Source organism: Gemmobacter sp. (assembly GCF_046292685.1).
In the GTDB taxonomy this organism is placed as follows: domain Bacteria; phylum Pseudomonadota; class Alphaproteobacteria; order Rhodobacterales; family Rhodobacteraceae; genus Wagnerdoeblera.
Map to the genome: position 1 here is coordinate 37,562 of NZ_JBKBQM010000021.1, position 10,523 is coordinate 48,084.

11 protein-coding genes are annotated in these 10,523 nt (G+C 69.2%); 5 read left to right on the forward strand and 6 right to left on the reverse strand.

All coding sequences use genetic code 11. The features are described from left to right. Positions 1-126: 126 nt before the first annotated feature. A complete protein-coding gene (folD, locus tag ACK4S2_RS07960) occupies positions 127-1,014 on the forward strand; it encodes a bifunctional methylenetetrahydrofolate dehydrogenase/methenyltetrahydrofolate cyclohydrolase FolD (RefSeq protein ID WP_409622611.1) in 888 nt (295 codons plus the stop codon). Here the strand turns inward: folD and ACK4S2_RS07965 are convergent. Then, positions 1,011-1,427, reverse strand: a complete 417-nt coding sequence (locus ACK4S2_RS07965; protein WP_409622614.1) for a PaaI family thioesterase — start codon at positions 1,425-1,427, stop codon at positions 1,011-1,013. The two genes, folD and ACK4S2_RS07965, sit on opposite strands and share 4 nt — an antisense overlap. Positions 1,428-1,512: 85 nt before the next feature. On the opposite strand from ACK4S2_RS07965, the gene ACK4S2_RS07970 reads away from it, so the two are divergent. Continuing rightward, positions 1,513-2,286: a LytTR family DNA-binding domain-containing protein gene (locus ACK4S2_RS07970; protein WP_409622617.1), complete on the forward strand. Its 774-nt coding sequence runs from the start codon at positions 1,513-1,515 to the stop codon at positions 2,284-2,286. Here ACK4S2_RS07970 and ACK4S2_RS07975 read toward each other — a convergent pair. Then, on the reverse strand, positions 2,277-3,032 hold the full coding sequence (locus ACK4S2_RS07975; protein ID WP_409622620.1) for an SDR family NAD(P)-dependent oxidoreductase: 756 nt from the start codon (positions 3,030-3,032) through the stop codon (positions 2,277-2,279). The genes ACK4S2_RS07970 and ACK4S2_RS07975 overlap by 10 nt on opposite strands. A 69-nt stretch (positions 3,033-3,101) precedes the next feature. Between ACK4S2_RS07975 and ACK4S2_RS07980 the strand changes: the two genes are divergently transcribed. The 3 genes from ACK4S2_RS07980 to ACK4S2_RS07990 all read left to right on the forward strand — a co-directional run bounded on the left by ACK4S2_RS07980 (position 3,102) and on the right by ACK4S2_RS07990 (position 6,730). Next, positions 3,102-3,536 carry a methyltransferase family protein gene (locus ACK4S2_RS07980; protein WP_409622623.1) on the forward strand — a complete coding sequence of 145 codons (435 nt, stop codon included), beginning with the start codon at positions 3,102-3,104 and terminating at the stop codon, positions 3,534-3,536. A 136-nt stretch (positions 3,537-3,672) separates the two neighbouring features. Continuing rightward, positions 3,673-5,244 (forward strand): Re/Si-specific NAD(P)(+) transhydrogenase subunit alpha, encoded by a 1,572-nt coding sequence (locus ACK4S2_RS07985; protein ID WP_409622626.1) that lies wholly within the window; start codon positions 3,673-3,675, stop codon positions 5,242-5,244. A 10-nt stretch (positions 5,245-5,254) separates the two neighbouring features. Then, the gene (locus ACK4S2_RS07990; RefSeq protein ID WP_409622629.1) at positions 5,255-6,730 is read left to right on the forward strand and encodes an NAD(P)(+) transhydrogenase (Re/Si-specific) subunit beta; all 1,476 of its coding nucleotides are present in this window, start codon (positions 5,255-5,257) and stop codon (positions 6,728-6,730) included. A gap of 230 nt (positions 6,731-6,960) precedes the next feature. Here the strand turns inward: ACK4S2_RS07990 and ureG are convergent, their stop codons facing one another. The 4 genes from ureG to ureC all read right to left on the reverse strand — a co-directional run bounded on the left by ureG (position 6,961) and on the right by ureC (position 10,489). Further along, the gene (gene ureG / locus ACK4S2_RS07995; protein ID WP_409622632.1) at positions 6,961-7,578 is read right to left on the reverse strand and encodes an urease accessory protein UreG; all 618 of its coding nucleotides are present in this window, start codon (positions 7,576-7,578) and stop codon (positions 6,961-6,963) included. Continuing rightward, positions 7,575-8,210, reverse strand: a complete 636-nt coding sequence (locus tag ACK4S2_RS08000; RefSeq protein WP_409622635.1) for an urease accessory protein UreF — start codon at positions 8,208-8,210, stop codon at positions 7,575-7,577. Before ACK4S2_RS08000 ends, ureG begins: the two co-directional genes overlap by 4 nt. Then, positions 8,207-8,704: an urease accessory protein UreE gene (locus ACK4S2_RS08005; protein ID WP_409622638.1), complete on the reverse strand. Its 498-nt coding sequence runs from the start codon at positions 8,702-8,704 to the stop codon at positions 8,207-8,209. The genes ACK4S2_RS08000 and ACK4S2_RS08005 overlap by 4 nt, the downstream gene beginning before the upstream one ends. Before the next feature lie 75 nt (positions 8,705-8,779). Beyond that, positions 8,780-10,489: an urease subunit alpha gene (gene ureC / locus ACK4S2_RS08010; protein ID WP_409622642.1), complete on the reverse strand. Its 1,710-nt coding sequence runs from the start codon at positions 10,487-10,489 to the stop codon at positions 8,780-8,782. Between the last annotated feature and the right edge of the window lie 34 nt (positions 10,490-10,523).

Here is a 10,523-nt window from a genome sequence, read left to right on the forward strand (position 1 = left end):
CCATTACCTTTTTGTGGGTTCTGATTTGGGCTGGGGCGGGGGCGGGGGGGGGGGCGGGGCCCCCCCCCCCCCCCCCCACGGCCAGGCCTCCGGCGGGGATATTTGGACAAGGTGAAGGGGCAAGGCATGGCAGCCACGGTGATCGACGGCAAGGCATTCGCGGCGCGGGTGCGGGCGCAGGTGGCGGCGCATGTCGCCGGCTTGGCGGCGGCAGGGGTGCAACCGGGGCTGGCGGTGGTGCTGGTGGGCGAGGATCCGGCCAGCCAGGTCTATGTGCGCAACAAGCATGCCTCGACGGTCGAGGTCGGCATGGCCAGCTTCGAACACCGCCTGCCGGCGGAAACCTCCGAAGCCGAGTTGCTGGCGCTGATTGCGCGGTTGAATGCCGACCCGGCGGTGGATGGCATCCTGGTGCAGCTGCCCTTGCCGCGGCATCTGAACGCCGATCTGGTCATCAACGCCATCGCGCCGGCCAAGGATGTGGACGGGTTCCATATCTCCAATGTCGGCCTGCTGGGCACCGGGCAAAAGGCGATGGTGCCGTGCACGCCGCTCGGGTGCCTGATGATGCTGCGCGACCATCTCGGCAGCCTTGCGGGGCTGGAGGCGGTGGTGGTCGGGCGGTCCAACATCGTCGGCAAGCCGATGGCGCAGCTGCTGCTGGGCGACAGCTGCACGGTGACCATCGCGCATTCGCGCACCCGCGATCTGGCCGCCGTCTGCCGCCGGGCCGACATTCTGGTGGCCGCGGTCGGGCGGCCCGAGATGATTACCGGCGACATGGTCAAGCCCGGCGCCACCGTGATCGACGTGGGCATCAACCGGGTCGAGCGCGACGGCAAGTCGAGGCTGGTGGGCGACGTTCACTATGCCAGCGCCGCCGCCGTTGCCGGGGCGATCACGCCGGTGCCCGGCGGGGTGGGGCCGATGACCATTGCCTGCCTGCTGGCCAATACGCTGACCGCTGCCTGCCGCGCCCGCGGCCTGCCCGAGCCGCAGGGCCTGACCGCCTAGGGGGCGACCGGCACCATCGTGCCGAGCATGGTGGCGATCAGGGTTTCGCGCGCCCCGGTCAGGGCCAGGACATCGGCCTTGACGACGATCAGCCGCCGCCCGGGTTTCAGCACCTCGCCGCGCGCCTCGACCCGCTCGCCGATGGCCGGGCGCATCAGGTTGATCTTGATTTCCGCGGTCATCACCTCGGACGTGTCGGGCAGCAGCGTCAGCGCGGCATAGCCGGCCGCGGTATCCCCCAGGGCAAAGGTCAGCCCGGCGTGGCCGGCGCCGTGCTGCTGACTGACGGCCGGGGTGACGGGGGCTGCGATGCGCACCTGCCCCGGTGCCACCCCGACCAGCCGCGCCCCCAGCGTCGCCATCAGCCCTTGCCTGGCGAAACTCGCGGCGATTCGGCGCTCAAGGTCGGTCATTTGCGGGCTCCCTTCCGGGTAAGACGTTGTGATTGCGGAAAAACGATGCTACCAGACCTCATTGGGGACAGGTTGGTCGTATCGAATGCGCGGGTTCTGGGACGAGGTGCGGGCCAGGTTGCGGGCTCGGTTGACGCTGGCAATCTGGATGTTCCTGACGGTGATGATGGCGATTGCCGGGCCGTTCGGCAGCTATGCCGAGGTGCCGTTCCTGCGCCGGCTTCTGTTCTGGCTGGTGGTTTCGGCGCTGGCGCTGGTGCTTGCGGCTTTCGTGCGCGTGCTGGTGTCGCGCCACCCGAAGCTGGGCGGGTTCTGGCGCGGCGGGGTGGCAACGGCGGCGGTGGTGGCCGGCGTGCTGAGCTGGCCCTTGCACATGGTGTCGGCGCAAAGCCTGCAAGGCTTTCCGCTGCTGCCGCCCAGGCCGGTCGAACTGGCGGTGTTCATCTTTTGCCTCACGCTCGGGCTTTGCGCCTTTCGCCAGGCGGTGGACGCGCGGATGGCCTCCGCCCCCGCGGCGGCGCAGCCCGCGACCCCGGAACTGCCGCGCCTGGCCGAACGGCTGCCGCCCGAGGTGCGCGCCCCGGTGCTGCGCATCTCGGGGCGCGATCACTATGTCGATGTGGTCACCACCCGTGGCAGCGCCAGCCTGCTGATGCGGTTCTCCGATGCCCTGGCCGAGCTGGACGGCACCCCCGGCCTGCGGGTCCACCGTTCGCACTGGGTGGCCGAGGCGGCGGTTGCGGGCGGCTGGCGCGACGGGGCGCGGGTCTTTCTGCGCCTGGTCGAAGCCGAAACCGTCCCCGTCAGCCGGACCTATCTGCCCGAGGTCGAGGCGCGCGGCTGGCTGGATCAGGCCTGACCCCCTGCGATCTCGATGGTCTGGCCGTTGACGCTGCCCGATCCGGGGCCGCACAGCCACAAGGCGGCGGCCGCCACCTCGTCCACCGTGACCAGACGGCCGTGGCGGTTGGCGCTCAGCATCAGGCGCAGGGCGTCGTCCTCGGCGATCCCGGCGCGCTGCGCGATCGAGGCGGTGTTGCGGGTGACGATCTCGGTATCGACATAGGCCGGGCACAGCGCGTTGCAGGTGATCCCGGTGCCCGCCAGATCCTCGGACAGGCCGCGCACCAGCCCGACCAACCCGTGTTTCGAGGCGGTATAGGCCGGCGCCCCCTTCAGCCCGCGCAGGCCCGCGACCGAGGCAACCGCAACGATCCGCCCCCAACCTGCGGCCCGCATCCCCGGCAGGCATTCGCGCAAGGTCAGGAACGCGCCGTCGAGGTTGATCGCCATCATCCGGCGCCAGAAATCCATGTCCATCTTGTGCAGGGCCCGGCCTTCGGCGATGCCCGCATTGGGCACGCAGATCGTCACCGGGCCGCGGGCAGCGATGGCGGCGGCGATGCCTTCGGTCACGCTTGCCTCGTCGGTGACATCCATCTGCAGCGCATGCAGCCCCGGCGTGGCGGTCGCGGCCTCGACCAGCACGGGCAGGCGACGGCCCGTGATCGTGACCTGGGCGCCTTGCGCGGCCAGCGCCTGCGCGATGGCCAGCCCGATGCCCGTTCCGCCGCCGGTAATCAGCGCGTGTTGTCCGTGCAGCACCTTGTCCTCCCTGTCTTTTGCGGCAAAGTGTGGCAGGGTGGCGCGCAGGCGCAAGGGGGACGTTGCGACATGCGGTTGACGCTGGATTATCCGCCGGTCTGGCTGGCGGGGGCGGTCGGGCTGGCGGCGCTGCAGGCCCGGGCCTGGCCCTTGCCCGGCCTGCCGATCGCGGGGGGGCTCCTGGTTGCGGCCGGCGTTGCGCTGATGACGGCGGCGGCGGTGCAGTTCGCCCGCGCGCGCACCACGATCGTGCCGCACGAACAGCCGCGCGCCCTGGTGCAGACCGGCGTCTATCGCCTGTCGCGCAACCCGATCTATCTGGCCGACGTGCTGGTGCTGGCGGGGCTTTGCCTGGCCTGGGGGGCCTGGCCCGCGCTTGTGCTGGTGCCGGTGTTCATGGCTGTCATCACCGCGCGGTTCATCCGCCCCGAGGAAGCGCGCCTGCGCGCGGCCTTCGGGCCGGCCTACCTGGCCTGGGCGGCCCGGGTCCGGCGCTGGATCTGACGGTGCGGCATTTGGTGCGGCAAGGCGGTGCTGCCATGCAGCATGGGCTTGTGAAATATTATTGCGCAATGCTAAGAGGGCGCGCAAGGATTCCGGCGGGTTTCCGCCGCGTCAGGACAGAAGGGGGACGGATCAGGTGAAGATCGGCGCTCTGAAAGAGACGTTCGAAGGCGAGAACCGGGTGGCGATGACCCCCGACTCGGCCGTGCAGTTGCAAAAGCTGGGGCATGTCTGCTGCATCGAATCGGGCGCCGGAGCGCGCGCCGGGTTCACCGACGCCGCCTATGCCGCGGCCGGGGTCGAGGTGCTGGCCGATGCCGCGGCGGTGATCGCGGCGGCCGATGTGCTGGTCAAGGTGCGCGGGCCCGAACCGGCCGAGGCGCGCGCCTTGCGGCAGGGCCAGACGCTGATTTCCTTCTTCTGGCCGGCGCAGAACCCCGAACTGCTTGAAATCGCCAAGGAACGCGGCGCGACCGTCATCGCCATGGACATGGTGCCGCGCATCAGCCGCGCGCAAAAGATGGATGCGCTGTCCTCGATGGCCAATATCGCCGGCTATCGCGCGGTGATCGAGGCGGGCAACAACTTCGGCCGCTTCTTCACCGGGCAGGTGACGGCGGCCGGCAAGGTGCCCCCCGCCAAGGTGCTGGTCGTCGGCGCCGGCGTGGCGGGCCTTGCCGCCATCGGCACCAGCGTTTCGCTGGGCGCCATCGTGCACGCCTTCGACGTGCGCCCCGAAGTGGCCGAACAGATCGAATCGATGGGCGCGAACTTCGTGTTCCTCGAATTCGAACCCACGCAGGACGGCGCGGCCACAGGGGGCTATGCGGCCCCCTCCAGCCCCGAGTTCCGCGAAAAGCAGCTTGCCAAGTTCCGCGAGCTTGCGCCCGAGATGGACATCGTCATCACCACCGCCCTGATCCCCGGCCGGCCCGCGCCCAAGCTGTGGACCGAAGACATGGTCAAGATGATGAAGCGCGGCAGCGTGATCGTGGACCTTGCGGCCGAACGCGGCGGCAACTGCGACCTGACCGTGCCCGATCAGAAGGTGGTCACCGACAACGGCGTGACGATCATCGGCTATACCGACTTCCCCAGCCGGATGGCGGCGCAGGCCAGCACGCTTTATTCCACCAACATCCGCCACATGCTGGCCGACCTCACGCCCAAGAAGGATGGCGTGATCGTGCACAACATGGAGGATGACGTGATCCGCGGCGCGACCGTGGTGCATCAGGGGGCAATCACCTATCCGCCGCCGCCGCCCAAGGTGGCCGCCATCGCCGCCGCCAAGCCCAAGGAGAAGCCCAAGGAGCTCACGCCCGAGGAACGCCGTGCCCAGGAAGTCGCGGCCTTCAAGGCGCAGACCCGCAATCAGGTCGGGCTGCTGCTGGGCGGGGGCGCGCTGATCCTGCTGGCGGGGCTGGTGGCACCGGCCAGCTTCATGCAGCACTTCATCGTGTTCGTGCTGGCCGTATTCGTCGGCTTCCAGGTGATCTGGAACGTCAGCCACAGCCTGCACACGCCGCTGATGGCGGTGACCAACGCGATCTCGTCGATCATCATTCTGGGCGCGCTGATGCAGATCGGGTCGGGGTCGTACCTGGTGATCCTGCTGGCGGCCTTGTCGGTGTTCATGGCGGGGATCAACATTTTCGGTGGCTTCATGGTGACGCGGCGCATGCTCGCCATGTTCCAGAAGTCGTAAGGGGGCCGCAATGGATTACGGATTTACCACGGCGGCTTACGTCGTCGCAGCGGTGCTGTTCATCCTGTCGCTCGGCGGGCTGTCGGGGCAGGAAAGCGCCAAGCGCGCGGTCTGGTACGGCATTGCCGGCATGGCGCTGGCGGTGCTTGCCACGCTGGCCGGGCCCGGGATGGGCAACTGGTTCGTCAGCGTGGTGATGGTGGCGATGGGCGGCATCATCGGCTGGATGGTGGCGCAGCGCGTCCAGATGACCGAGATGCCGCAGCTGGTGGCGGCAATGCACAGCCTGGTCGGGCTTGCGGCGGTGTTCGTGGGTTTCAACGCCGATATCGAGCTGGCCCGCGTGATGGCGATCAAGGCTGCGATGTCGTCGTCGCTGAACGCCGAAGGGGTGGCGGCCTATCTGCGAGAGGCCGGCGTGACCGGCTTTGCGGCGCTGCTGGCCAAGAAATCGGCGGTCGAGGTTGCGATCCTGCGGGTCGAGGTGTTTCTGGGCGTGTTCATCGGCGCGGTCACGTTTACCGGCTCGGTCATCGCCTTCGGCAAGCTGGCAGGCAAGGTGAACACGGCGGCCAAGAAGCTGCCGGGCGGCCACGCGCTGAACGCGGGCGCGGCCTTGCTGTCGGTGGTGCTGGGGGTGATGTATTTCAACGGCGCCGGCATCTGGACGCTGGTGGTGATGACGCTGCTGGCCTTCTTCATCGGCTATCACCTCATCATGGGGATCGGAGGGGCCGACATGCCGGTCGTGGTGTCGATGCTGAACAGCTATTCGGGCTGGGCGGCGGCGGCCATCGGCTTCAGTCTGGGCAACGACCTGTTGATCGTGGTGGGGGCGCTGGTGGGCTCGTCGGGGGCGATCCTGAGCTACATCATGTGCAAGGCGATGAACCGGTCCTTCATCTCGGTCATCCTGGGGGGCTTCGGCGGCACCACGGGGCCGGCGATGGAAGTGGTGGGCGAGCAGATCGCCATCGATGCCGAAGGTGTCGCGGCGGCGTTGAACGACGCGGATTCGGTCATCATCGTGCCGGGCTACGGCATGGCGGTGGCGCAGGCGCAGCAGTCGGTCAGCGAGCTGACCCGCAAGCTGCGGGCCAAGGGCAAGAACGTGCGGTTCGCCATCCACCCCGTGGCGGGACGGTTGCCGGGGCACATGAACGTGCTGCTGGCCGAGGCGAAGGTGCCTTACGACATCGTGCTGGAGATGGACGAGATCAACGAGGACTTCCCGGAAACGGACGTGGCGATCGTGATCGGCTCGAACGACATCGTGAACCCGGCCGCGCAGGAAGACCCCAACAGCCCCATCGCCGGGATGCCGGTGCTGGAGGTGTGGAAGGCGAAACAGGTGTTCGTGTCCAAGCGCGGGCAGGGGACGGGCTATTCGGGCATCGAGAACCCGCTGTTCTACAAGGAGAACACCCGGATGTTCTATGGCGACGCCAAGAAAAGCATCGACGCCCTGCTGCCGCTGATCGACTGAGACGGGGGCCGGCCCCCGAGGCGGAAGGCGCGGAAGGGCCCCTGGCGGGGCCCTTTTGCTTTGACCCTGTCCCTGCGAGGGACACAGGCCGCCCTAGCAATATCAAGGGCTTGGCGGCGTGGTTTTACGAAGGCTTAACGATTGGCCGGGGGGGCCGGGCTGCGGGGCATCGAGCCCCGCCGCCCGGCGGGCCTCCGGCGGGGATATTTGGCACAGGTGAAAGGGGGCGGTCAGGCCAGGGCGAGGCCGCCGTGGTGCTGGAGGAAGGCGATGACCTGGTCGATGCCGCGGCCGTGGCGGACCTGGGCCAGCACGTAGGGCCGGCTGCCGCGGGCGGCGCGGGTATCGTGTTCGAGCTGGGCGAGATCCACCCCGACATGGGGCGCGAGGTCGGTCTTGTTGACCACCAGCAGGTCGGATTTCGTCACGCCGGGGCCGCGCTTGCGCGGGATGTCCTGCCCGGCGGCGGTGTCGATGACGTAGATCGAGAGATCGGCCAGTTCGGGGCTGAAGGTGGCGGCGAGGTTGTCGCCGCCCGATTCGATCAGGATCAGGTCGAGGTCGGGGAAGGCGGCGTTGAGCTCGGCCACGGCGGCGAGGTTGATGGAGGCATCCTCGCGGATGGCGGTATGCGGGCAGCCCCCGGTTTCCACCCCGCGGATGCGCGCGGCGGGCAGCACCTGGGCGCGGGTCAGGTAATCGGCATCCTCGCGGGTGTAGATGTCGTTGGTGATGACGGCCATCGAGCAGCGGGGCGCGAGCGCGCGGGCCAGCTGTTCGGTGAGGCTGGTCTTGCCGGCGCCGACGGGGCCGCCGATGCCGACGCGGAGGGGGCCGTTCGGGTTCATGTGCGGTAGAGCCTTGGTTGCAGGGTTTCATGCGCCATCGCCGCAAGGTCGGCCGCGAAGGCGGAGGTGGCGAGGTCGTCGAGCCGGGCGGTGGCGGCGAGCAAGGCGCGGGCGCGGATCAGCGGCGCCAGTGCCGACAGGATCGCCTGGCCCTGGCTTTGCCCCAGAGGCACGGCGCGCACGGCGATGGTGACGAGGTTCGAGGCGAAGGCGTGCAGGTAAAGCGCCAGCACATCCGGCACCGGCACGCCGAGCGGACGCGCCGCATGGGCCACGGCCAGCGGCAGCGGCAAGGCGGGCTGCGGCCGGCCGGTGATGTGGGCGAGGGTGGCGGCAAAGGCGGCGCCCTGGTCGCGGGTTTCTGCCCAGCGTTCGGCAGAGGCGGCGAGCGCCCGGGCGGTGTCGGCCAGCGCGTCGAGATCGGCATCGGGGGCCAGCCCCTGGGCCAGCAGCACCGCATCCTGCCAGCCCGAGCCATGCGCGATCAGGGTTTCCAGCCAGGCCTGCACCTGGGCCGGCGTGGCAAGCCGCCCGTCGGCGATGGCGGTTTCGGCCCCGTGCGAACAGGCGAAGGCCCCGGTCGGAAAGGCGGGGGAGAGCCATTGCACGAGGGCGAGCAGGCCGGGGGTCATGGGTGCGGGTGCGGGTGGAAATGGTCGTGGCTGTGCCCGTGGCCGTGGTCGGCCGGGCCGTGGCTGTGGCCCATGGTGCGGCCGATGCCATAGGCGCCGCCTTCGGGCGTGAAGGGTTCGCTGACCGGCCGGAGCGTGGCGCCTTGCCTGACCAGCATCGCCTCGATCACCGGGTCGCGGCGGATCAGCAGGCGGTCCGGTTCGATCTGGCAGGGCGTGTGGCGGTTGCCGATGTGCCAGGCAAGGCGCGGCAGGTCGCCGGTGATCTGGATCAGGTCTTCCTCCGCCGCGACGACCTGCACGCGGGTGCCGTCGGAAAGCTCGAACCCCCAGTGGTCGTCGAGATTGGTGAGGGACGGCAGATCGACCAGGAAGGCCGTGCCTTGCACCGTGGCGAGGCGGCGGCGGCGGATCAGCCTTGCGTCGTAGTCGAGCACGACAAGGTCGTGGGCCTGAAGCGGGGCGCGGGGCAGGAGCTTGGTCGCGGTGAGCATGGGGCGATCTGCGAGGCTGGCCGGGACCGGGGGCGCTGCCCCCGGACCCCCGGGATATTTGCGGACAGAAAATGGTCAGTAGAGGAAGTAGCGCTGGGCAAGCGGCAGTTCGGCGGCGGGTTCGCAGGTGAGCAGTTCGCCGTCGGCGCGGACCTCGTAGGTTTCGGGATCGACCTCGATCTGCGGGGTGGCGCTGTTCAGGCGCATGTCGGATTTCGAGATGTCGCGGCAGTGCTGCACGGGCAGGATATCCTTTTGCAGGCCGAGGCGGTGGGGGATGCCGTCTTCGAGGGCGGCGCGGGAGACGAAGGTGGCGGCGGCGCGCAGGACGGCGCCGCCATGGGCGCCCCACATCGGGCGGGTGTGGACGGGTTGCGGGGTGGGGATGGATGCGTTGGGGTCGCCCATCTGGGCCACGACGATCTGGCCGCCGATGAGGACCATTTCGGGCTTGGCACCGAAGAAGGCCGGGGACCAGAGCACCAGATCGGCGCGCTTGCCGGGCTCGACGCTGCCGATTTCGTGGGCCATGCCATGCACGATGGCGGGGTTGATGGTGTATTTGGCGATGTAGCGCTTGACGCGTTCGTTGTCGTTGGGGCCGGTTTCCTGCGGCAGGCGGCCGCGCTGCAGCTTCATCTTGTGGGCGGTCTGCCAGGTGCGGGTGATGACCTCGCCCACGCGGCCCATGGCCTGGCTGTCGGACGCCATGACCGAGAAGGCGCCCAGATCGTGCAGGATGTCCTCGGCCGCGATGGTTTCGCGGCGGATGCGCGATTCGGCGAAGGCCACGTCCTCGGGCACCTTGCGGCTGAGGTGGTGGCAGACCATGAGCATGTCGAGGTGTTCCTCGATGGTGTTCACGGTGTAGGGCATGGTCGGGTTGGTGGAGGAGGGCAGGATGTTCTGGCTGCTGACCACCTTGATGATGTCGGGGGCATGGCCGCCGCCGGCACCTTCGGTGTGGTAGGCGTGGATGGTGCGGCCGCGGATGGCGGCGAGCGTGTTTTCCACGAAGCCGGATTCGTTGAGCGTGTCGGTGTGGATCATCACCTGGATGTCGGTGGCGTCGGCGACCGTCAGGCAGCAGTCGATGGCGGCGGGGGTGGTGCCCCAGTCTTCGTGCAGTTTCAAGGCGGCGGCCCCGGCGCGGACCTGTTCCATCAGCGGTTCGGGGAGCGAACCGTTGCCCTTGCCGGCGAGGGCGAGGTTCATCGGGAAGGCCTCGAACGCCTGCAGCATCCGGCCGATGTGCCACGGCCCGGGGGTGCAGGTGGTGGCCAGCGTGCCGTGGGCCGGGCCGGTGCCGCCGCCGAGCATGGTGGTGATGCCGGAGTGCAGGGCATCGTCGATCTGTTGCGGGCAGATGAAGTGGATATGGGCGTCGAAGCCGCCGGCGGTGAGGATTTTCCCTTCGCCGGCGATGATCTCGGTGCCCGGGCCGATGACGAGGGTGACGCCGGGCTGGGTGTCGGGGTTGCCGGCCTTGCCGATGGCGGCGATGCGGCCGTCGCGCAGGCCGACGTCGGCCTTGGTGATGCCGGTGTGGTCCACGATCAGGGCGTTAGTGATGACGGTGTCGAGCGCGCCTTCGGCCCGGGTGCGCTGGGATTGGCCCATGCCCTCGCGGATGACCTTGCCGCCGCCGAACTTCACCTCCTCGCCGTAGATGGTGAAGTCGCGTTCGACCTGGATGATGAGGTCGGTGTCGCCAAGGCGCAGGCGGTCGCCGGTGGTGGGGCCGAACATGTCGGCATAGGCGGCGCGGGGCAGGGCGTAGGGCATCGGGAACCTCTTGGCGGGGACGCGCGCCCCGGGG